Source organism: Prosthecobacter sp. SYSU 5D2, from assembly GCF_039655865.1.
In the GTDB taxonomy this organism is placed as follows: domain Bacteria; phylum Verrucomicrobiota; class Verrucomicrobiia; order Verrucomicrobiales; family Verrucomicrobiaceae; genus Prosthecobacter.
This window is the reverse complement of the sequence record NZ_JBBYXL010000010.1, coordinates 157,262-178,521: the sequence shown is the minus strand read 5'-3', so window position 1 is coordinate 178,521 and position 21,260 is coordinate 157,262. Positions and strand designations below refer to the sequence as shown.

Genomic DNA, 21,260 nt, shown 5'->3' with positions numbered 1-21,260 from the left:
GGACGCAGGTGACCAGAGGGCAGGCAGCCGTCCGTCCTGCCCGCTCAAGCCCCGGAAGTAGGTGGCCACCATGGTAAAGGTTGTTTTCTCGTTCTTCTTCAAGGCCAGGATGTAATCGGCCTGCGCCTCATGCAGGGTGCGGGCCACTTCGGGATGCCCGGCCACGGCATCAATGCTCACCACGGCAACTTTGAGTTCCAGGCTGGCAAGCAATGGCGGCAGGACGTTTTACTCGTTACTCTTCTGCGCGCAGGGCTGCTGCCCCAGAAACCTGGCCGAAAGATGGGGTCCACCTCAATCCCTTGACACGACCTCAACTCTTTCGGTTCATCCGCGAAGTTAGTTCAATTGTCAGGAGCCATTGAGTATGGTTTTTTGACTCATGGAGCGCGTAGGTGCTTTTGGTTTTGCCCCTGGCCAAAAAATCTACAGCACCTCAAAACCCTGATCGGATCCGTTGCAGAATAAACTTTGCATGTCCTGATTTCATGATGTCTGTGGAGAAAGGAGATGCATGACCGCATTCTCCGCTCTTTTTGAAGAATCACGGTTCACGCACGAACCTTGCACACTTCCCACATACCACCCATGATTTCCCACCCAACTTGGCGACAAAATCCGCAGGTGCTGCTCGTTTCGCATAATTTCCCCCCTGTGGTCGGGCCGGAATCTTATCTGGTGTATCTCAACGCGGTGTCCTTGCACCGGGCAGGCTTCCAAGTTACAGTTCTGACTTCGTCTCACGAATTCAAACACACCAAGCAGCAATACGACAGCGCGTTGTTGGATGCACTGCCCTCGGCGATCAAGGTCTTGCGCACTGTCAGCTATGACGCTTGGTTCAAAGCCAAGTTTCCCAGAGTTGGTGGTGTGGCCTTGCAGGCCATGGAGCGAACATTTCTGCCGGAGAGCTACATGATGTGGTTGCCTTCGTCATACCGGAGGGGGCGGCGGCATCTGGCTGAAAATCCTTCCATCATCTATTCCCGTGCGCAGAAGCACGTCAGCAACGTCTGCGGCTGGCGATTGAAACGTACCACCGGCCTGCCTTGGGTCGCCCACTTCAGCGACCCTTGGAGCATGCATTTGAAGGCTCCACTTGCCAGATGCTTGGCCAAAATTTTTGAGAGAAGAATCCTTCGGGATGCCGACAAAGTGGTCTTTGTAACCCAAAAAACCGCCGATGTTGTCATGCGCCAGTATCCCGAGGCGTGGCAAAAAAAGATCAATATCATTCCTCACGGCTACGCTAAGGAAGTGTCTGCACCAAATCCCATCCATGGCCCAAGTTCCGGTCCCCTGCGCCTACTCCACGCCGGGGCTTTTTATCCAGGCCAGCGCACTCCAGAGACTTTGTTTAAAGCGCTGCGGGTGCTGCACAATAAGCGTTCTCTAGAAGGACGACTGAGCCTGACTCTGTTAGGTGGCGAGAACGAAAATTATCGAGGAATGGCCCAAAGCCTTGGACTGGCAGGCTTGGTATCATTTGAGCCCTCCGTGTCTCTGTCGGAATGTCACCGCCTTCTTGATGAATGCGATCTCCCGGTGATGATTGACACCTTAGGGTGCGAGGGCATTTTCCTTCCCTCAAAACTGATCGAATACTTCGCCTTTCAAAAGCCCGTTCTGGGCATTACTGAACCTGCCAGCGCTGTCTCCCGCGTGCTAAAAGACTGCGGGCTGCCTGTTGCGGACCAGACTGATGCCGCGCAGATTGCCGGTGTCCTGGAGGATTTCCTCCAGCAATGGGAGTTGGGCACCTGGGGGTTGCCCGCCAGCGTGAAGGAAAAGATGGCCAGCTACCAGATCGACCGCGTCAACCAGCCGCTGTTTGAGATTCTGGAGGGTCTGCAGCAGCAGGTGCGGGCCGTCCGGTAGATCTTCCTATTTTCGGATCCCCAGCTTGCGCATGACCAGATCACGGGTTTCCACATCCAGAACGCAGCAAGCGGCGGCCGCATGGACGCCGACCACCGAGGTGCATAGAGCCAGGTCCAGGAAACTGTCTGGCTGCATCCAATGTCGCAATGCCAAGCACAGGGGCACGGTCGTCAAAGTCAGAGGCAGCGCACTTTCGAAAAACACGACACGAACATACTTCCATAGCGGGATGTCGGTTTCTTTGGCGATCATCACCGGCCAGAGCAAAAGACTCCAAGCGAGTTGCTCTCCGAAAGTGCCCCATACCACGCCCATGGTCCCCATCTGCTGAACCAGGATCCAACTGCAAATGAAGTTGAGTGCGGCCGAAATCACGGACATTCGGACAACTGTCCCCCAGGCATTGATGGCCCCAAGAAAGGAGATGACTGGGTAGTGTAGGGCGGTGACGGCAGCCCCGAGCGTCAGCATCTGAAGCACAGGTGTCGTGGCCGCCAGATGGGTTCCCAGCCAGCACTCGATAAACACAGGGCCGAAAACGCAGATGCCAGTGCCTCCCGTGACTGCGGCGACCCCGCTTAATCGCAGCATGCGAAATAAGGCGTTCTGCACCCGTGCGGGATCGTTCGTCGCCACCATTTGGGTAAAGCCAGCCATAAGATGCCCCCCGAAAACGGAGTTCACCATGTCAAAAAACAACGAGGGCAGGCGGGACCCAATCGAATAATGCGAGATGCTGGCCATGGAGACATACCAGCCGAGCAACTGGACATCAATGCGATGGCGCAGAGCGGTGGTCACCCCTGACAAAGCCACGTCTTTGGCGAAACTTAAAAAAATGGAACGGTCCTGCTTGGAAAATTCCGCGCCGCTGGCCTTGGGAACCAGCGGTCCGGCCCAGAAATAGACCGCCACCTGCTCCAGAATTTGAAGCATCACTTGGAGCCCGATGAGCTTCCACAAAGTGACTCCCTCCTCCCCCCACCAGACGACGACACCGGTAAACACAAGCAGCCGCGCCAGTCCGGTCCCGATGATCTTGCCATATTCCAGCCGGGCTTTTAACAAGGTTGCCCGCGCCCTAAACGAAAACACGATCCCGTTCAACACGATCAAAAGCGCCGTCATCAACGTGACACTGGGAACCGCCAGCCCTGGGTTGAAAGACAGGGCTCCCAATAGCAGCAGGCCGCCAAGTCCGATCACCGCTACACCAAGGCGGAGGTAATGTTTCTGCAGGAACTCAAAAAGCCCCCTGAGCTGGCCTGTATTGTTGGTCCCGATCGCCCGGGAATAGGATCGCACGGCGGCGGTGCTGAAGCCCAGGTCCAGAAACTCCAGATACCCTGCAAAGGAAGTAGCCAGCAGCCAGGCTCCGTAGTTGTTAAATCCCAGCCCGTTGATGATGAAGGGAGACACCACCAGGGCAGTCGCCACCTTGACGCATTGATCCAGCAGGCTCAGCGCGGAAGCTGAAAAAATCCGGTTTTTGAGATGGGAGGAATCAGAGATGGCCGAAGATGTTGAAGAGTGATTCTGCCCTGGCACGGCGCTAGCCCGCGCCAGTGCCATCAGCGGATGATGGACTTGTCAGGCGCGTAGCCAATGTGCTTCTCAAGATATTTGATCAAGTCCCTGAAATCCTCCGCCTTGAGGGCCTGACCGTGCTTGTTCATCAAGCGGCAGTAGTCATACAGTTTGGCCGCCTTCAACCAGGCTTTCTTTATCACGGGACCCACGACAGGCAGATTGAAAAACTTCGCCTTGTTATCTATTTTGGGGGCGCGCATGGTGAAGTGCTCCTGGCTGAAGGCAACGAGAGAGCGGCGCACCTCCTCCTCGGCGGCCTCACCACGCAGCCCTGAAAAACGCTCCAACTGTGAGGCGATGATCTGGATGTAGATGCCCAGCCAATGGGAGAAATCGGGGGCAAAAATGACCTGGTTCCAGTAGGTCACTTTCTTGTGTTTGTGATAGGCTCCGCCGGGATGGCTTTCGATCATTGTCATCACCTTCTCAGGCCGGCTAATCTTACCCCGGATTGCATCCAGGGAGCCGAGTGCCAATTCCATGAGCATCAACTGATCCTGAAGCGGGACCACCAGCCGCACATCCTCCAGGAATTCAGACGTCCGGCGCAGGCTGTAAATGAGCGCCCGGTAATGTCCCAGATGAGCATTTAGCCGCTCTGTCGCCGTCGACTGGTCGAGCCGGTAGCCGCTATGCACATCCAGCAGCAGCCGGTCATTGTAGCCGACCGAGATGGCTGGCCGAAAAAATACGGAGAGCCCCTGAACGCAGACGATGTCGGGGGCGGCCTCCAGATTGGCTAGAAACTCAGCCAACGGGCTGGGTAGCAGAAAATCATCATCTGCACAAAGGAACATGTATGGGGTGCGAACCAGCTCGACAGCACGGGCTACCTTTTCGATGAAGGCAATTTCACCGTCGAAGGCATGATGACTGATGTCATGCTTTTTCGTTTCAGCGCATAGGGCCTTGTTGACCGCCATGGGACTGGCTTCACTGGAGTCAGCCACGATGATGGGCAGTGGCGGCATGCTCATCTCCCAGTATTTCAAAAGACGGTCCAACATGCCCGGCCGGTTCCGTGTCGGAACGACCAATGTCAACTTACTCGATAAGGGGGAGGACGACATGACTGGGAATAACCGTGCTGACCAAGCTAATGGCGCATGTCAGGCAGGCTCAACAAGCATACAAATCTGATTATATTTAAATCAGCCATTTTGATTCTGCAACAGTTCATCAGGACTGGAAATTAACTCTCACCTTCTCCATCCCACAAGAGCCTAGTCACCCGTTTAATCTTCCTCCCTAAACTCAAGCGTGCGGGGGGCATGGCTTCCAGATCCCCTACGATGGCCAGGGGATTAACCAGCTTGTCACTGAAAGCTGCGGCCTGGCAGGCATCCTTAATGCCCCAGTTAGACATATCGAGATGCATGACCTGTCTCTTTATATTGTAACCCAGCCGCAGATGCTGCTTCCCCGCCGGAGCAATTTCGACAGGCGTGGTTTGCTTGAAGTAGCTTGCCAGGATGCCTGCCCATTCGCTCTTCACTGGCTCGCTGGAGTAACCCAGTTCAGCGTAACAGTTTTGTTTGAACGCCTTCATGTTGACCTTGCCGACGGGGTCCCGGCCGAGCGAGGACCAGGCCCGGATGAAGGCATCCGCAATCTGCACCGCCAGCAGGGGGACCTGGGGCAGGCTTTCATGAAAGCTCATCTGCGCCTTGGCGCTCAACTCTAAAAACTCGCGGGCGGCCTTCGTCTCAGCGGTGATGCCGACATCGCGCATTTTAAGGATGGAGGCACCGTTACTGGCACCGGAGGTCGCGGCGACGGACAAGGGGAAGTTCAAATAAAGGTAACTTTTGGTCAGGCTGGCAAACATCATGCCGCTGCTGATGTCCGGCGCGCTGGCATGGATGGCCCGTCCCGTGGCCCGGCGGGCCTCTTCGATCAGCGTCCGGGGGATGCAACTGTTATAAAAAGTTGGCAGCATCTCATAGCCGATGCGAAACTGCAGGACAGCTTTCAACACCGAGGCAGAATTCAGCCTCCGCAGGGTTTGCCCAAGGGGGATCTGAAGGATGTTGCGCTTCTGCACCTCGCCGCTCGAAGGCCAGTGGTAACCGGCGGTGGCCCAGCTCACCACCTGTCCAGGGTGTTGTCGCAGGATCACCTCCAGCGTGGCCAGGCAGCCGGGCAGCAGGGCATCATCCGCGCCCACCAGGACGATATATTCGCCCCGCGCCAGGCCGATGGCGGTTTCCCATGAATCCGCCATGCATAAAGGTGTGCCGATTTTTTCATACCGGATCCGGGGGTGGTTGAACAGCGCGATTTTCGTTGCCGTGTCGTCCTCGCTGGCATTGTCAAAAACCAGGACCTCCCACTCAAACGTGCCGGACTGGCTCTGATTCAGGCATGATTCGATGGTGAAGGGTAGTGTATCCCCCCTCGTCCGGGAAGGAATTACGACTGAAAACAACGGACGTGGCTTTTCTTCGTTGATAGTCACCAGGGTTTGTTATTTAATTCTCAAGAGGTAGCCTTCGGTGTTTTCCGTGATGACCGCTTTACGATCCGGGACCGGGTCGGTGGTGAAAAGGTCTGTCTCGGACAGATACTGCTTCATGCCCGTGTAGGGGTTGTTACCCACATCCCACGGCCGGTTGTGGGAAAAGTGGCCCTTGGGGAAAAACTCCACATAGGTATCCGTCACCAGGCAGTAGGAACCCAAGGTGACCATTTCACCATAGGCCCGCAGCTCCTGGTATACATGCTCATGACTATGCAAGGAGTCCAGAATGACCATCACGCACCTCTTCCCGACCGTGTGTTGGCGGACTTTTTCGACGATTTTGGTATCGACGGAGCTGCCTTCATACATCGTGATGCGCTTCATCAAGGGATGCGCCTCAAGGGCTTCCCGATTGTGAGGTCGTATGTCAATGTCGATGCCCACCACTTCCCCTTCGTAACCCATCATTTCCATCATGGAGGCCGAAAAGACCAGCGAGCCGCCATGGGCGATTCCGGTTTCGATGACCAAGTCAGGTTTCAACTTCCACATCAACTCCTGCTGGACGATCATGTCCCCCGGAAACTTAATGACCGGCCTGCCCATCCACGTGAAGTTGTAATTGTATTTATAATGGTCGGCATGCAGCATCCACTCCAGCGATTTCCGGCCGAATTCGGAATCCTGTCCCATGCGGTCAATATCGGCTTCACGCTCGGAAAAAAACTGGCTGACTGGATCTGCGCTAGACATAGAATATTCGGGAGATGGCTGACTTATAAGATGCCCCGGCTTGAGTGAAAGCCGTTTCACTATGGCTTTGCCAAAGTTGTGCACAACTGCTTTTTGACATCATTGCTGGAACAGAATCATGCCGGTCACTGGAGTTTGTGAGCGAGCCTGGAGAGACCTTCGGAGAGGGATGTGCGGGGTGTCCATGCGAGGCGATCCAAACCTGCCTGGCCAGCTACCATCACTGGCCATGGATCCCGGGCAGTGGGCACGGCGTCCCCGACTAGTGATGGGTCTGCGTCGACGACCCTGGCCACCTCGTACGCGAGGTCCCGGAGCCTGACGCCCCGACCGGTGCCAAGATTGAGGGGGCCGGTGAAACCCTGCTCCAGGGCGCGGCACATGGCGGCTGTTAGGTCATCAATGAATATATAATCCTTGATGCTGTCTGGAGTAAGCAACTGAATTGGCTGCCCGGCGAGGAGTTGCCGGGTGATGAAGCTTGGAAGCCGGTTGCTATGCTCCCCTGGACCATAGGGATAGAATATCCTGAACCAAGTCCAGGGGTTCCCAGTGCCCGCCATGCTGTCTTTAAGCCAGTGGAACAACTCCGTCTTGGCCTTTGAATAAGGGAAAGCTGCAGACAATCGTGACTGCATCTCATCAAGCGGGCCGGAGTCAGAGGCGTATTCAATGCAGGTGCCTGCCGCTGCGATGTGCCGGACGCCCATCGTAAGGCAACGGTTGAGAAATAATTTGCTCTGCCCCAGGAAGACCGGGTTTTCAGGCGAGTTTAGATACACTCCTGGGGTGGCTGTCCAAGCCAGATGGACCACGGCATCCGGCGCAAACGCTTCGATCTGTTTCCAGGGGGGCGCTTCTAGGCTGCCCAGGACCTCAGGATGCGGAAGGCCGGATGGGCTGCGCACCATACCCAGCACCTCGTTCCCATCTGCCGAGGCTTTCTGGCAAAAGGATCTGCCGATAAAACCATTGGCCCCCGTCACTAGGATTTTCACTTGAGATCGGAGAGTTGAGGTTGCTCCATATCCCGAGCCGAGATGCCGGAGGCAGGAAGCGGCCAAGGAATAGCGACCAATGGATCATCCCACCGAAGACCCCGGGCGTACTCGGGCATATAGGGTGCGGACATCATGTAAAAGAGAATGCTGGAAGGAAGTAGACATTGAAAGCCATGGGCGTAACCGGCAGGGATATACAGGGCGGATGGATTTTCCGCGCACAGCTCAAAGGCCTCCCATTGGCCAAATGTGGGCGAATCCCGGCGGATGTCCACCACGACGTCCCAGACACGCCCGGACAGGCAACGCACGAGTTTGATTTCGGCATGAGGCTCGGTCTGCCAGTGCATTCCTCTCACCGCACCCAATTCGTGGGTGAGCGTCTGGTTGCATTGCTTCCAGCAGGTGTTCAGGCCGTGGGCGGCGAAGGTGTCCTCACAGTAGGTTCGGAGCAGATAGCCTCGGTGGTCTTCCTGGGGCTGGAGACTGATATGGAAAACGCCTGGCAGTCTGGCAGAGGTGAATTTCATGACACAACGGATCAAGAACCTTCAAATGCGCACTGAAGATGACAAGGAGTCAGCCTGTAGAGACCAGTGCAAAGGAATAAGACGATATGCACAATAAGTCCAGCTTAGCGAACCACGTTTATCAATTTGAGGAGATCGCATAATCTTCAAAACTCCGGGAAGTGAGGTCTCTAGAAATTGCATCCCTAAGGAATTAATTTTAACTTTGGTAGTGGAACTGCAAATTTACCGCCTTGGGTAATATAGACACTCTGTTGAGAGACGATTTCAGTGGCAAAGTTCCATGCCAGCAGCAGCGCATAATCTGGAAATTTGGCTGCAAGCTCTTCGGCTGGCAAGATCGGTGCATGCACACCAGGACTCAGCTTGCCATGCTTGTATGTGCTGCGGTCAGCGATGAACTCGATCGTCCTGGCGGCTTCCCCCACATAGTTAAGGAGGGTGCTGCCCTTGGCGGAGGCTCCATATGCGGCCACGCGTTTGCCTGCGGCCTGCTGTTCTTCGAGAAAGGCGGTAAGTTCTGCCTTCACCTTTGCAGCCCGGTTGCTGAACTCCTGGTAATAGCCTGTTGTGCCGACACCATGGCCAGCCTCTTCCTTCAACAGCGAGCTGACACTGGGGCGGATCTGTTCCTGACCGTGATGGCAGGCGAACAGGCGCAATGATCCGCCGTGAATGGCCAGGCGTTCGACATGGAAGATTTCAAGTCCATGACGTGCGAAAAGCGGGAGCAGCGGAGTCAGGGTGAAGTAAAAAACATGTTCATGGTAAATGGTGTCAAACTCCACCTTGTCAATCATGTCCACTCCATATGGAAACTCCAGAACGATCCAGCCAGCAGGCTTGAGCAGCTCTTTAAGACCGGCCACAAAGTCGTTGGGAGCTGGTACATGAGCAAAAACATTGTTACCCAAAATCAAATCCGCTCTGCCGCGGTCAGCGCTGAGGGCAGAGGCTGACTCCAAGCCAAAAAAGCTACAGTGAGTTTCTACACCGTTTTCACGTGCTACTTTGGCGATGTTGGCCGCCGGCTCAAAGCCAAGGCAGGGAACTCCGGCTTCCACAAAATTTCTGAGCAGATACCCGTCATTACTGGCCACCTCCACTACAAAGCTGCCAGAACTCAAAGACTTTTCAGAGATGTATCGTAAGGAGGCTTCGCGAGCATGCTGCAGCATGTGATCCGAAAAAGAGGAGAAGTAAACGTAATCGCTGAACAGGTCCACTGGCGGGACGGTATCGGAAATTTGCATGAGCCAGCAGCTGGTGCATACATTGACCTTCAGGGGGAATCGAGGCTCCGGTTTTCCCAGATCCTCAGGGTTTAGCAAATTGTTGGCCAATGGTTGGGAGCCAAGGTCAATAACGGGCAAAAGCCCGGGAGAGTTACAGGAGCGGCAATGTAGATTTTCCACGCGATAGTATGGAGCTAGGCTGTCCAGGCGGCCCCCTTACTGCGGGCTGCGTCACAATAGAGAGCGATTTGTTGATGAGTAAAGGCCAGCATGTCCGCAGGGCTGGATTTGTTTTCATGCCGCTGGCGATACCAGGCGGTCGTCTGGCTGACGGTGTCGTAAAAGTCCCAGACTGGCAACCAGCCAAGCTGCTCCTTTGCCTTGCTGTGGTTTAAACTCAAGCGAGTTGCTTCGCCATAAGTGGGTTCGGGCATGATTTGCAGATCGAAAGCTCCGGGCCAGCCTTTCAGCCAGGCGTTCATCAGATCTTGCACACTCCGTTCGGCTTCATGTTCAGGGCCGAAATTAAAGTTCATAAGCTGCAAGCAATCCGGTTCCGAGAGAATTCGCTGGCCTAACGCCAGATAACCGCTGAGCGATTCCAACACATGCTGCCAGGGCCGCGTGGCCTGTGGTCGGCGTAGCACCAGCGGCTGATTGTATTCAAAGGCCCGCACGGCATCAGGAATGATGCGGTCCTCCGCATAATCTCCACCGCCAATCACATTCCCAGCCCTTGCGGTGGCGAGCGGGCCTAGCTTGGCCTGCTTGGAAAAAAAGGAGGAATGCCATGCTGTAACCACCATTTCTGTCGCGGCTTTGCTCATCGAATAAACATCATGGCCGCCCAGCGCATCCGTTTCGATGAACGGCCTGCCGCTATTGTCATTGAGGTAGCACTTGTCACTCGTCACCACCACGATGGCCGCAGAGCTGCCAGCCTTCCTGACTGCTTCCAGCAGCAGCGCAGTGCCGAGAGCATTGGTGGTAAATGTACTGATGGGTTCGCGATATGAAGTCCCGACGATGGGCTGCGCGGCCAAATGGAATATGACGTCCGCATTACTTTCCGCCACGGCCTTGTTAATGGCATGCTCATCCCGGAGATCGTCGAAAATTGATCTGGTGAAACAGTTTGGGGGCAGGATGTGAAACAAAGTATCCTCTGCAGGGGGGGGGAGGGAAAAGCCGCTGACCTCTGCGCCCAGCTGATGCAACCACAAGCTCAACCAGCCGCCTTTAAAGCCGGTATGACCCGTGACAAGAACTTTCTTGTTTCTGTATATTCCTCCAAACATCACCAGACCTTCCAGGGGGCCTCGCGGGCATCCCAAAGCTTGTTCAAAATTTCAAATTCACGATAAGTATCCATGCACTGCCAGTAACCTTCGTGCTTATAGGCGTTTAATTTGCCTGCTGCAGCCAGGCTTTGCAGCGGCTCACGCTCGAAAATGCACTCATCGCCGGTCAAATAATTACGCACGCTTTGGTTCAGAACCATGTAACCGCCGTTAATAAAGCCATCTTCCTGCAGTGGCTTTTCTTGAAATGACATGATGGTCGTTCCGTTAATGCCAAGCTCGCCAAAGCGACCCGCTGGACGAACGGCCGACATGGTGACCATGCCGTGCTGAGCGTAATGAAAATCAACTGACTGACGGATATTCATGTTTGTGAGGCCGTCACCATAGGTGAACAGCACATCTTCATCCCCGACATGATTCATGGCGCGCAAAAGACGCCCTCCGGTCTGGGTGGCAAGCCCTGTTTCCAGCAGGGTCACGGTCCAGTCTTCTTCTTGGTGAGTATTATGATATGTAATCTGCGGATTGTGCCCTAATTTGAGCGTCACATCACTGCGGTTCCAAAGGTAATTGCGGAAATAGTCTTTGATGACTTCACCCTTATATCCAAGGCAAAGCACGAAATCACGAAATCCATGATGAGCATAGGACTTCATGATGTGCCATAAAATGGGCTGCCCTCCAACGGGCACCATGGGTTTTGGACGATACTCCGTTTCTTCGCGCAGCCGGGTGCCTAGGCCACCACATAGTATAATAACTTTCATGAATTTTTTAAATGAACAGTTGAGACGCGGACGGAATACCCCGGGCATGTGGCCGGATTATCCATTGCGGGTTTGATCCAAAGTTTCTTCGATAGGATCAAATGTTTTATGATCAAGTCCCGAGTGGATTCGAAGGCTGCTGAAGGTGATGGCATACGATTAAAAAAAATAAAGACAGGGTTGCCATAGGAGGCTGTGCCCAAAGAAAAAGTTACAAGAAACGTGAGAGAAGCTTGCTGCCCAGGAGGCGGTCGATACGCCGGTGGAGAGTTTGCGCCGATTTCAAACGGCGGCGCAATTCAGTTTGCTCCGCGTGTGTGAGTGCAGGGATTTCAGATGCCGAAGATGAGGCGGTAGCCGGAGACTTTGCGTCGAGATCTGCCGCCAAAGTGTGCTCAATCTGGACGCCGGCGGAATGAAGCTTTTTACGGATGCCGGGCATCAGGCCTTCTTTGACGATGATGGAAAAGTCGGTCTCGGCTTCATAAAAATCCCGGCGGTCGCCAGGAATCCAGATCTGGCGGACGGCGTGCCAGGCGGCCAGTTGCCGCACCAGGCTGCTGGCGCTGGCTTTGCTGACGGCCAGCCGGGCTGCGATCTCCTCCAGTGCCAGCGGCGTCGGGGTGAGGTAAAGCAGGGCATAGATGCGCCCGATCATGCGTCCAAGCCCAAAAGAATGGGTGGTGTTTCCGCCAGCCTCGACAAAACGATGGACCTCCTGCGTCCAGCTTTTTGATGAGTGGAATATTGCGGACATCGTTCAGAATTAATTGAACGATCTGAACGAATTGCAACTGGAATCCAAAAAAAGACGCCCGCCACTTACCTTCCGGCAGGGCAGCTCATCTTGACCGGCTTTGCCTGCTCATTAGTATGCATCCTTCATGCGCCATCAGAATCTTTATCTGCCGCCAGTGCGGTGTCTGCGGAAAAAAAACAGGGGGTATGGATGCGGCCAGGAACCAGGGAATGAGGGAGGCGAGCCATGAGTTTGTGATTTCCCTGGATGCGGATGACATGCTGGCCCCGGGCGCGGTGGTCAACTTTCTGCAGGCCTATGAAGAGGCACCGGAGGAGCCCGGTGTGGTGGCCGGCTGTGCAAATCTCGTTGACCCGGATGCCAAGCCCCTTGGTATTGTCCCGCACCCGGTGACTTTTGACGGGACAAGGCGGGTGCTGCTTGAGGAAGTGGTCATGTTTACGCCATTTGTCCCACGGTGCTTGCGAAGAGGGAATTCCTCCTGTCCCTCGGCGGTTTTGAAACCGATGACCGGGTCTACCGCGGAAGTGAAGACAAGTCCCTTTGGATTGAGGTGGCCGCGTCCCCTAGGCCATTGCTTCTCCTGGGCAAGGTGACGGTTCAGTATCGTGTGCACGGTCAGAGCATGAGCCACAATGGCCTGCGGCAACTGGCTTCCAGCCAGGCTGTGCTGAAGCGGGCACAGATGCGACATGGGGAGAGGCTTCAGCGTGCTGATTGGAACAGGACCTGGGCTTTTTCGTACTATCAAGCGGCCATCATTTATCATGATGCCGGTCGCTTCCGCGAAGCCGCCGGTTTCCTGCTGAAATCCTTATGGTTGTCCCCGGTCCTCCGGCATCCCACGATCAGCAACCGCTATGGGACCTTCTTTCGGTGCAAGCGCCTGGTGCAGACAGCCAGAAAGTGGATGCTCGCAAAGGCCAGCGCCTGATTTGAGAGGCGCTGAGGGGCATTCAAAAACCGGCACCGGCCTCAGGTCTCACAACGGAGTGGGTGTTTGTAATGATGGTAGTGATCTCCCTGCTGGAAGACTTTTGAAGTCAGGCTGCGGGTGCGTCTGCCGTCGGCGTCGCATAGCCGGATCAGGTAAACCTGTGTGCTTCCTGGATGACGAAGCGAAGCCAGGTTTGCACGACCACGTTATTCTTGCTGATGTCCATGCCTGTCAGGAAAAATGACCGGGTTGAGTTTGCGCGGCTCCAGCCTGTGCTCTTTCATAAGCGCACCGCTCTTCGCATCGTTCCCTTTTCTCTCCTGCCTGCCAGCATCTTCACGTTTTTTATGAAAAGCCGCCCGCTCTTTGCTCTCCTCACCGCCCTCTCGCTCTCAGGGATCTCCTCCGCAGCCGAGGAGCCATTCGACATTGTCGTCTATGGAGCCACTGGCGGCGGGGTGGCTGCCGCTGTGGAAGCCGGACGATTGGGGAAATCCGTAGTCCTCATTGAGCCGCAGAAACACATCGGCGGCATGACGGCGGGCGGACTGGGTGCCACGGACATTGGATCGAAGACCACCATCATCGGGCTGGCGCGTGAATTTTACCACCGCGTCTGGAAGCACTATCAGGACCCGGCGGCCTGGAAATACGAGACACGCGCGGAGTATAAGCCAAAGCATCACGATGCCATCAGTGACCACCTGGAGACGCACTGGTTTTTCGAGCCGAAAGTGGCGGACAAGATCCTCACCGAAATGCTCACCGAAGCGGGCGTGAAGGTCATTACCGGGGAGCGTCTGCAGCGGGAAGCGGGCGGAGTCGAAAAAGAAGGCACCCGCATCGTCCGCATCACCGCCGAAAGCGGGAAGACCTTCAGCGGAAAAGTCTTCATTGATGCCAGCTATGAGGGCGATCTGATGGCCGGTGCCGGGGTCTCTCATTTCGTGGGCCGCGAGGCGAACAGCCAGCATGGCGAGACGCTGAATGGCACCAGGCCACGCTATCCCAACGAAAAGGCCGTTGATCCGTATAAGGTTCCCGGCGATCCAACCAGTGGTCTCCTGCCGGGCATCGAGCCTGCTCCGCCACAGGAAACTGGTGCGGCGGACAAGCGGGTGCAGGCCTACACGTTCCGCCTGTGCCTGACAGACGCCGCCGAGAACCGGCTGCCGGTGACGAAGCCTGCCGGTTATGATCCTCTGGCGTATGAAGCACACCTTCGCTGGATTCTCGCGAATCCCAAGGCAGCGATACCCGGCAAGTCTCTTTTCAAACTCACGCCGATGCCCAACCGGAAGACGGACTCCAACAACCACGGGCCCTTTTCCACAGACTTCGTGGGCCGCAGCGCGGAATGGGCCGAGGCCAGCTATGCGCGGCGAGAGCAGATGTGGCAGGAGCATGCGGACTATGTGCAGAGCTGGCTCTGGTTCCTCGGCAACGACGCACGCGTGCCGGAGATGGTCAGGACCGAGACGCTCCGCTGGGGATTTCCCAAGGACGAGTTCACGGACACGGGCGGCTGGCCCTTCCAGCTTTACGTCCGCGAAGCCCGCCGCCTAACCAGTGATTACATCGTGACCGAGCATGACTGCCGGCGGACCCGGCTGGCACCGGACGGAATCATGCTCGCCTCGTATTCCATGGATTCCCACGCCACCTCGCGCTTTGCCGACCCGGAAGGCCAGCTGAGAAGTGAGGGCACCTTTCTCGTCAAGGTCAGGCCTTACCCAGTGAGCTACCGCGCCATCGTGCCAAAGGAAAAAGAGTGCACTAACCTGCTCGTGCCGGTGTGCCTTTCCGCCACCCACGCGGCCTATGGCTCCATCCGCATGGAACCGGTCTTCATGATGCTCGGCCAGGCCTCTGCCTTCGCCGCCGCGCAAGCCATTGATGGAAAGCAAAGCGTTCAGTCCATCTCCGCCGAAAAAATCCGCGCCCATCTTGGCACTGCCGCACTCATCGCCGCAATCCGGCCCGCCGGTGCCGAGGATGAGAAACCCGCTGCCAAAGCCAAGGTTAAGGATCCCTTCAGCGAAGCCGTCTTGCGTTTGAAAAAGGCCCAGGTCCTGGATGGCGATCTTGCCTGGCTGGAAAAGATGAAGCCCGGCGAAAACATTGACGGGGTGAAAGTAGGCGGACTGCTGATCCGCTTCGCCGGACTTACCAAGCCCGTCAGCACCGTGGATGAAGCCCTCGACCATCTTGCCTCCGCGAACCTGTTCCCCGATTCCAAAGGCTACTGGCGTGCGAACGCCCGCGCCGGAAAGACCTGCCCAGCCGCGCAGGTGAAGCAGCTCACTGTCCGCCTGGCCGGTTCGCTGCCGAAGCTGTAAGGCGCAGCCTCATTCGAAAGCTGGCGTGACGTTCGAAGCGGGGAGAAAAGGATGGTCCGTCCTTCACACTGTGCCCGCGTCCTGTTAGCTTAACAAGACGCGGGCAAGCTTCGCTGCCATCAACTCATGATGACCGACAGTGCTAATGCGGTGGCAGTTACCTCGGCACTTTACTTCACTTCTTGGCCGCTTGGGCGCCCGCCAGGAGTTGCATTTCCCATGCTAAGGCGACCCCGCTGCCACCACCATGCTCGAGGAGGACGTTGGAGAGTCCGGCGGCGGTTTTCTCGCGCGCCCAATCACGCTGCCATTCTGCGGCAACGGCCAGCCATGTGACCGGCACCGCTCCAGCCTGGACCATGCGGCGCACGGCCATGTCATGGGCTTCCGCACTGACGCCGCCCGAGGCGTCGGTGACGATGAAAACGTCGTAGCCTTCGCCGAGCGCCTGGATCGCTGGCATCGCGAGGCAGATCTCTGTCCAGAGCGCAGCGAGAATGAGCTGCTTGCGGCCGCTCTTCTTCACCAGATCAGTGACCTTCGGATCTTCCCACGTGTTGATGAAAGTGCGATCAATCGGCTTTTGCTCGGGGAAAACATCCTGAAGTCCCTTGATGATATAGCCGCCGCGTTCTTCGATCACCGTGGTGAGAATGGTGGGGACATCGAAAACCTTCGCGGCCTTGGCAAGGCCAACGACGTTGTTAACGATCATTGTCGGCTCGTGGCTGTTCAGGTTGGTGAATTGGTAGGGCTGGTGGTCGATCAGCACGAGGATGCTATCTTCGGGGCGGAGGAGGGCTTTGAGGCCGGTCTTAGGGTCATTCATAAACGTGTTTTAGGGTTAGTCACTTGTGAGCCGGAGAGCGACGTTGAGCAGAGTATTCAGCGGATGTTTCCGGACCACCCGTTGAGGGTATGGCCAGTGCGGAGAACGGCCCAATATTTAGTTTATTGGCCTGCTCAACCTTCTAGGTTGGGCTGCGTTTGAAGTTATGGAGCTCACTCATCTATGGAGATTGCGATCTTTCCTTTTCTATTTCCAGACTCGATTAGCTCATGAGCTAACACGATGTCACTTAGCTTCATCACTCGTTCAATAACAGGCTTTATACCACCCGCATCGACCGCCTTTGCAAGTTCAGCGAGCCTTTTGGCGGATTGAGTTGTGAAAACAAAATGGATCTCTGCATTCACCAGCCAGCCACTCATCAAGTTTTGAGGCACAGCCATATCCACAATTGAAACCAACCGTCCTGAGGCCGCCAGCAATGAAAGACTGTTTTCTATTGTCTTCTGACCCACGGTATCCAGGATAATGTCAAAACCGGCGGGATAGTCGTGACGAAGCTCTTCATACAACGACTCCCTCCGATAATCATAACTGACATCAGCCCCCAGGCCTTCAACAAACTCTTTGTTATGCGGACCCGATGTCGTGACAACATGGGCTCCAAAAAACTTGGCAATCTGGATTGCATACACACCGACGCCTCCTGCCCCGCCATGAATGAGAACTTTATCACCCGACTTTAAGCGCCCTCTCTCCATCAAACACTCCCAGGCAGTACCTGCGGCTAACGGCAACGTCGCAGCCTGCTCAAAAGAAAGCGTTTCAGGTTTTTTGGCAACGATGGAGGCTTTCTCGACATGATGCGTTGCATAACTGCCCTCGTTTGCCAGCAGCCTCGGGACATAGAACACCTCATCTCCAACCTGAAAACCCTGGACATCTTTACCTACTTTCTCAATCACGCCTGCACAATCCACTCCGAGCCTGGCGGGTAAGGCAATGGCATCCTTGTAGTCTCCCCTTCGGGTTTGGATATCGACAGGGTTCACGGAAGCCGCTTTCACTCTGACAAGAACTTCGTCGTCACCTGGATCGGGTGTGGGCTGATGTATCAGCTTCATCACGCCTGGAGGCCCAAATTGGTCAATGATTACCACTTTCATGTTTGTCTCCTAAATTTGGATTTTACTGGCCAGGTGGTTGTCCCCGGGCAAGTGCTGAAAATATGGCCATTGCGGAGAACGGCCCAATGCCTATTTAATTGGCTGGCTCCACCTTTTTGGTTGAGCTACGATGGGCTCATGGAGCTACGTCACCTCCGCTATTTTGTCGCTGTCGCCTCACACGGATCGTTCAATCGTGCGGCGGAGATTCTGCACCTCACGCAGCCACCGCTCAGCAGGCAGGTGAAGGACCTCGAAGAGGAACTGGGAGTGACGCTCCTCGTGCGAGGATCCAACTCAGTGAAGCTCACGGAAGCGGGTGAGGTGTTTTATGAAGAAGCACGCGAAGTGCTCGCGCGCGCGGAAGTTGCGGTCCGCCGGGTGCGTGGGGAAACGGGCCAGGAGATTTTGCGGGTGGGCTACACCTCTTCGATCACCACGGGCATCATCTCCTCCGTGCTGGCAGAATTCCAAGCAGCCACGCCGCGCGTGAGGATCTAGCTGGCCGATCTTTCATCGCGAGAGATCAATGAAATGGCTGGCGAAGGCCGGCTCGACCTTGTGATCAGTCCTAAAATTGCCTTCGCGAACGGGATTCCGGGATTTCAATGGACCGAGCTGCATCGCCTGCCGCCTGTGCTGGTCCTGCCGGCGAGGCATCCATTGGCGAAGCTGAAGCGCATCCCCGTCGAGCGAGTGAATGAATTGCGGCTGGTGGGTCTGGCGAAGGAAAACTATCCCGAATATGTGACGAGCGCGCGCGAGCTGCTGAAACCCTTTGGCATCTCGCCACGATTCATTTCACTGGTGAACGATAACTTCTCCACGCTTTTTGTGGAGCTGGAAGCACAAAATGCTGCGGCCATTCTCATCGAGGGGATCGCGGGTATCTTGCCGCAGACTCTGGTCGCCAGGCCGTTTGTGCAGAAGTTGCCCAGTGTCCCGATTGTGATGGGGCTCCCTGCTTTGCGCCCCAAGCCTCATGCTGAGAGGTTCACTCGTTTGCTGATTGATAAAGCGCGGAGCCAGTAGCGAAGGAGTCAGGTGCATTTTGGCCGGTACCGTCAGCCAAGACCGCTGGCCAGAGGGGAACCCCAATCACCTGACCATGGCGGCCGCGACGGCATTCGCGGCGAGATCCCGCGGATGAGGATTTACGGACCGGGCGGGCAACGACGTCAGCACGACACAGATCGTGCGCGTGGCCGGATCTGCCCAGGCAATCGTTCCGGTGGAGCCGGTGTGCCCGAACGTTTTTTCCGAGCATCCGACGATGCCTGCCGCCGGGCCGACGCTCAGCCCCAGGCCGCGTGGAGTCATGCCGGGTGGATTGTGATTCGCGACCATCAGGCGTGCCGTCTCAGGTTTCACTGCAGCGCCCGCCTCGTTGAGAAATTCCGCGAGGAATGCCGCCACGTCCGGCGCGGAGGCATGGGTGCCGCCCCAGGGTGCGCCCAGCTTTCTCCAATACTCGCTGTTCCAATCCCAATTCTTCGCCGCGGGATCACCGCCGCCGGATTCGGGTGCTGCGCGATCGGTCTGACATTGCACCATGTCTCCGAGTTTGAAGTGGCCGAGCCCCTGCGCCGAATGTTCCATGCGCAGCGGCCGGAGCACCGTGCGATCAACAAGGGTGAGGATATCCGTGCCGCTGAGGATCTCTGCCACATGTGTGGCGAGCAGAATCCCCATGCTCGAGTACTGATATTGGGAACCGGGGGCAAAACCCAGGGGAGTACGAATAGCGTGCTCAATGAACTCCGCGAGCGGGGCGTGCTTGCTGCGCAACTCATTGTTAGCCACCAACTGATCCGGCAATCCGGAGAGGTGGGTGAGCAGGTGCTGGATCGTCACATCGTCACTCCCGCCGCCGGTAAACTGCGGAATGAACTTTTTCAGCGGATCGTCCAGCTTGAACTCGCCCCGCTCGAACAACGACATCAGCGCGGTGACGCAGACCGGCTTTGAGATCGAGCCCAGGAGAAACATGGCCTGTTCCGATGGAGCTTGGCCGAACGCCCGCGTGAACGAATTTCCCCGCTGGTTCACATGCAACACGGCGGTGCTTATCCCGCCATTCACGGTCGCGCGTGCCAGGATATCGGATGCTTCGTCGAACCTCTCCTGCTGCAGGGAGCCGAACACACGGGAGCTCAGGCAGGCCGTCAGGCTGCTGTGGATAAAGTGGCGTCGTTTCATACTTTATTGTAGCCTTTCTACACCGTCAGCGGCCAGGAGTCATCCGGTATGTGGGACCCATCCTTTGCTCTGCGAGCTTCGGAGGGCTTCTTCGCCTCCTGAGGGGAATATTGGAATCCCAAACTTATCGCTTCGAAATGCCTCGAAAGCTTCCCCAGAGCTTGCGAAGCAGGATCTTTCATGGCTGGCTGATTCTCGCACTGTCTATCCGGCACAAGCACAAATCCTATGAGCATTCCGTCGATCAATCAAGTCACCTTCATTTGATGCTGCAGTTTAACCCGGGTCTTGTGTAACTCCCCGGATAACTCGCCCCATCCCGCGACGTTTGGTATAACCAACCCTTCTGCCATGAAACCTTTCCTCCTCTCCAGCCTCGCCGTTCTTGCCCTGGCAACGGTCTCCACCACCTACGCCGCCCTGCTCGATTCCCCGCAAAAGAACGGGCTCAAGCTGAAAAGCATCACGTCTCTCGGCTTTGGCAAAGAGGGTCTGTTGCTGGTGGCGGATACCGCTGCGGCCAGCGTGGTGGCCATTGAGACAAAAGACACAGGCCCTTTTGCCAAACTTAGCGCGCCGGTGCAGGACATCACCAGTGTCATCGCCGGCGGCCTGGGTACCACAGCGGAAAACATCACCTTGGTGGACATGGCGGTGAACCCGGCCAGCGGCACCGTTTACCTGGCCGTGCAGCGCAAGCCGGATAATGCCGCGCTCATCCTCACCGTGGATGCCGCCGGCAAGGTGGCCCCGCTGGATGTCAGCGGCCTGTCTTATTCCAGCGTCACGCTTCCTGGCGGCACAGGGACCAAAATCACCAAGATCACCGATGTCGCCTTTGATGGTGAAAAAGTCTTCGCGACCGGCTCCAGCAATGAGGAATTCGCCAGCCGCATCTTCACCCTGCCGGTCCCGGTGAAACACGGCAGCACGGCGGAAGTCTTCAGCGCCGAGACCTACCATGTGGCGCATAAAAAATGGGAAACCAAGGCCCCTATTCAGAGCTTCATCCCTTACAATGCCAAAGACGGCCGCTACATCGTCGGCGCATTCGCCTGCACGCCTGTGGCCAAGTTCCGCGTGGATGACATTGAGAACGGCGCGAAAGTCAAAGGCGTGAGCATGGTAGAGTTGGGCAGCGGCAACCGCCCCCTGGACCTGTTTGATTACACTGACAGCAGCGGCAAGGAGTGGGTGGTGGTACATACCCAGCGCTTCAAGGACAACCTCTTTGGCCCGAGCAAGTTCTGGGCTGCGCGCATCAGCATGGATCACATCAACGCCAGCGAGGACAAGGCCAATGAAAAAGCCACCTGGCGTGAAGTGAAGGCCAAAACCGGACCCGAAGGCATCGAGATCGTGGACGCCCTCTTCGGGGCCATCCAGGTGGACAAACTGGACAACACCAGCGCCATCGCCCTCAAGGACAACGACGGCAAAATCTCCCTGGAAGTCGTGGCCCTGCCCTAACCAGAGATGTGGCATCGAGCGAGCGACCTCAGGCTCCTGCTGTATGGGTCTTCATGCCTGATCGCCATCTCGATGGT

The 21,260-nt window shown here is 56.3% G+C and carries 19 protein-coding genes; 6 read left to right on the top strand and 13 right to left on the bottom strand.

The window, feature by feature from the left end; translation table 11 throughout:
- Window positions 1-588: 588 nt before the first annotated feature.
- The gene (locus WJU23_RS17780) at window positions 589-1,878 is read left to right on the top strand and encodes a glycosyltransferase (protein ID WP_346333953.1); all 1,290 of its coding nucleotides are present in this window, start codon (window positions 589-591) and stop codon (window positions 1,876-1,878) included.
- A 6-nt stretch (window positions 1,879-1,884) separates the two neighbouring features.
- Here the strand turns inward: WJU23_RS17780 and WJU23_RS17775 are convergent, their stop codons facing one another.
- The 10 genes from WJU23_RS17775 to WJU23_RS17730 form a co-directional block, all read right to left on the bottom strand.
- Window positions 1,885-3,318, bottom strand: a complete 1,434-nt coding sequence (locus WJU23_RS17775; RefSeq protein WP_346333952.1) for an oligosaccharide flippase family protein — start codon at window positions 3,316-3,318, stop codon at window positions 1,885-1,887.
- Window positions 3,319-3,452: 134 nt separating this feature from the next.
- The gene (locus WJU23_RS17770; RefSeq protein WP_346333951.1) at window positions 3,453-4,541 is read right to left on the bottom strand and encodes a TIGR00180 family glycosyltransferase; all 1,089 of its coding nucleotides are present in this window, start codon (window positions 4,539-4,541) and stop codon (window positions 3,453-3,455) included.
- A 122-nt stretch (window positions 4,542-4,663) separates the two neighbouring features.
- Complete coding sequence (locus tag WJU23_RS17765; RefSeq protein ID WP_346333950.1) at window positions 4,664-5,899, bottom strand: glycosyltransferase family A protein; 1,236 nt, start codon at window positions 5,897-5,899, stop codon at window positions 4,664-4,666.
- Window positions 5,900-5,938: 39 nt separating this feature from the next.
- Window positions 5,939-6,685 carry a CmcI family methyltransferase gene (locus WJU23_RS17760; RefSeq protein WP_346333949.1) on the bottom strand — a complete coding sequence of 249 codons (747 nt, stop codon included), beginning with the start codon at window positions 6,683-6,685 and terminating at the stop codon, window positions 5,939-5,941.
- Window positions 6,686-6,810: 125 nt separating this feature from the next.
- Window positions 6,811-7,683, bottom strand: coding sequence for an NAD(P)-dependent oxidoreductase (locus WJU23_RS17755; protein WP_346333948.1), 873 nt, complete (start codon window positions 7,681-7,683; stop codon window positions 6,811-6,813).
- Window positions 7,680-8,216: a dTDP-4-dehydrorhamnose 3,5-epimerase family protein gene (locus tag WJU23_RS17750; RefSeq protein ID WP_346333947.1), complete on the bottom strand. Its 537-nt coding sequence runs from the start codon at window positions 8,214-8,216 to the stop codon at window positions 7,680-7,682. The genes WJU23_RS17755 and WJU23_RS17750 overlap by 4 nt, the downstream gene beginning before the upstream one ends.
- A 185-nt stretch (window positions 8,217-8,401) precedes the next feature.
- Window positions 8,402-9,631 (bottom strand): class I SAM-dependent methyltransferase, encoded by a 1,230-nt coding sequence (locus WJU23_RS17745; protein ID WP_346333946.1) that lies wholly within the window; start codon window positions 9,629-9,631, stop codon window positions 8,402-8,404.
- 14 nt (window positions 9,632-9,645) lie between these two features.
- Complete coding sequence (gene rfbG, locus WJU23_RS17740) at window positions 9,646-10,749, bottom strand: CDP-glucose 4,6-dehydratase (protein ID WP_346334060.1); 1,104 nt, start codon at window positions 10,747-10,749, stop codon at window positions 9,646-9,648.
- Window positions 10,749-11,522, bottom strand: coding sequence for a glucose-1-phosphate cytidylyltransferase (gene rfbF, locus WJU23_RS17735; RefSeq protein WP_346333945.1), 774 nt, complete (start codon window positions 11,520-11,522; stop codon window positions 10,749-10,751). Before rfbF ends, rfbG begins: the two co-directional genes overlap by 1 nt.
- A 211-nt stretch (window positions 11,523-11,733) precedes the next feature.
- Window positions 11,734-12,279: a hypothetical protein gene (locus WJU23_RS17730; protein WP_346333944.1), complete on the bottom strand. Its 546-nt coding sequence runs from the start codon at window positions 12,277-12,279 to the stop codon at window positions 11,734-11,736.
- A gap of 556 nt (window positions 12,280-12,835) precedes the next feature.
- Here WJU23_RS17730 and WJU23_RS17725 point away from each other — a divergent pair.
- Window positions 12,836-13,216, top strand: a complete 381-nt coding sequence (locus WJU23_RS17725) for a hypothetical protein (RefSeq protein WP_346333943.1) — start codon at window positions 12,836-12,838, stop codon at window positions 13,214-13,216.
- A gap of 350 nt (window positions 13,217-13,566) precedes the next feature.
- On the top strand, window positions 13,567-15,558 hold the full coding sequence (locus tag WJU23_RS17720; protein WP_346333942.1) for an FAD-dependent oxidoreductase: 1,992 nt from the start codon (window positions 13,567-13,569) through the stop codon (window positions 15,556-15,558).
- 175 nt (window positions 15,559-15,733) lie between these two features.
- Here WJU23_RS17720 and WJU23_RS17715 read toward each other — a convergent pair whose 3' ends face one another.
- A complete protein-coding gene (locus WJU23_RS17715) occupies window positions 15,734-16,387 on the bottom strand; it encodes a hydrolase (RefSeq protein WP_346333941.1) in 654 nt (217 codons plus the stop codon).
- 173 nt (window positions 16,388-16,560) lie between these two features.
- Window positions 16,561-17,514, bottom strand: coding sequence for a zinc-binding dehydrogenase (locus tag WJU23_RS17710; RefSeq protein ID WP_346333940.1), 954 nt, complete (start codon window positions 17,512-17,514; stop codon window positions 16,561-16,563).
- Window positions 17,515-17,652: 138 nt separating this feature from the next.
- On the opposite strand from WJU23_RS17710, the gene WJU23_RS17705 reads away from it, so the two are divergent.
- Window positions 17,653-18,015, top strand: a complete 363-nt coding sequence (locus WJU23_RS17705; RefSeq protein ID WP_346333939.1) for a LysR family transcriptional regulator — start codon at window positions 17,653-17,655, stop codon at window positions 18,013-18,015.
- Window positions 18,016-18,546 carry a LysR substrate-binding domain-containing protein gene (locus WJU23_RS17700; protein ID WP_346334059.1) on the top strand — a complete coding sequence of 177 codons (531 nt, stop codon included), beginning with the start codon at window positions 18,016-18,018 and terminating at the stop codon, window positions 18,544-18,546.
- A 66-nt stretch (window positions 18,547-18,612) separates the two neighbouring features.
- Here the strand turns inward: WJU23_RS17700 and WJU23_RS17695 are convergent, their stop codons facing one another.
- Window positions 18,613-19,713 carry a serine hydrolase domain-containing protein gene (locus WJU23_RS17695; protein WP_346333938.1) on the bottom strand — a complete coding sequence of 367 codons (1,101 nt, stop codon included), beginning with the start codon at window positions 19,711-19,713 and terminating at the stop codon, window positions 18,613-18,615.
- A 351-nt stretch (window positions 19,714-20,064) separates the two neighbouring features.
- Here WJU23_RS17695 and WJU23_RS17690 point away from each other — a divergent pair, with 351 nt between their 5' ends.
- Window positions 20,065-21,183: a hypothetical protein gene (locus WJU23_RS17690; protein WP_346333937.1), complete on the top strand. Its 1,119-nt coding sequence runs from the start codon at window positions 20,065-20,067 to the stop codon at window positions 21,181-21,183.
- The last annotated feature ends 77 nt before the right edge of the window (window positions 21,184-21,260 follow it).

Bases quoted from the DNA above. Each gene is read 5' to 3' on its own strand.
- rfbF (WP_346333945.1), bottom strand. From the start codon at position 11,522: ATGAAAGTTATTATACTATGTGGTGGCCTAGGCACCCGGCTGCGCGAA.
- WJU23_RS17750 (WP_346333947.1), bottom strand. From the start codon at position 8,216: ATGAAATTCACCTCTGCCAGACTGCCAGGCGTTTTCCATATCAGTCTC.
- WJU23_RS17710 (WP_346333940.1), bottom strand. From the start codon at position 17,514: ATGAAAGTGGTAATCATTGACCAATTTGGGCCTCCAGGCGTGATGAAG.
- WJU23_RS17720 (WP_346333942.1), top strand. From the start codon at position 13,567: ATGAAAAGCCGCCCGCTCTTTGCTCTCCTCACCGCCCTCTCGCTCTCA.
- WJU23_RS17730 (WP_346333944.1), bottom strand. From the start codon at position 12,279: ATGTCCGCAATATTCCACTCATCAAAAAGCTGGACGCAGGAGGTCCAT.
- WJU23_RS17715 (WP_346333941.1), bottom strand. From the start codon at position 16,387: ATGAATGACCCTAAGACCGGCCTCAAAGCCCTCCTCCGCCCCGAAGAT.
- WJU23_RS17695 (WP_346333938.1), bottom strand. From the start codon at position 19,713: ATGAAACGACGCCACTTTATCCACAGCAGCCTGACGGCCTGCCTGAGC.
- WJU23_RS17690 (WP_346333937.1), top strand. From the start codon at position 20,065: ATGAAACCTTTCCTCCTCTCCAGCCTCGCCGTTCTTGCCCTGGCAACG.
- WJU23_RS17770 (WP_346333951.1), bottom strand. From the start codon at position 4,541: ATGTCGTCCTCCCCCTTATCGAGTAAGTTGACATTGGTCGTTCCGACA.
- WJU23_RS17705 (WP_346333939.1), top strand. From the start codon at position 17,653: ATGGAGCTACGTCACCTCCGCTATTTTGTCGCTGTCGCCTCACACGGA.
- WJU23_RS17780 (WP_346333953.1), top strand. From the start codon at position 589: ATGATTTCCCACCCAACTTGGCGACAAAATCCGCAGGTGCTGCTCGTT.
- WJU23_RS17760 (WP_346333949.1), bottom strand. From the start codon at position 6,685: ATGTCTAGCGCAGATCCAGTCAGCCAGTTTTTTTCCGAGCGTGAAGCC.
- rfbG (WP_346334060.1), bottom strand. From the start codon at position 10,749: ATGTTTGGAGGAATATACAGAAACAAGAAAGTTCTTGTCACGGGTCAT.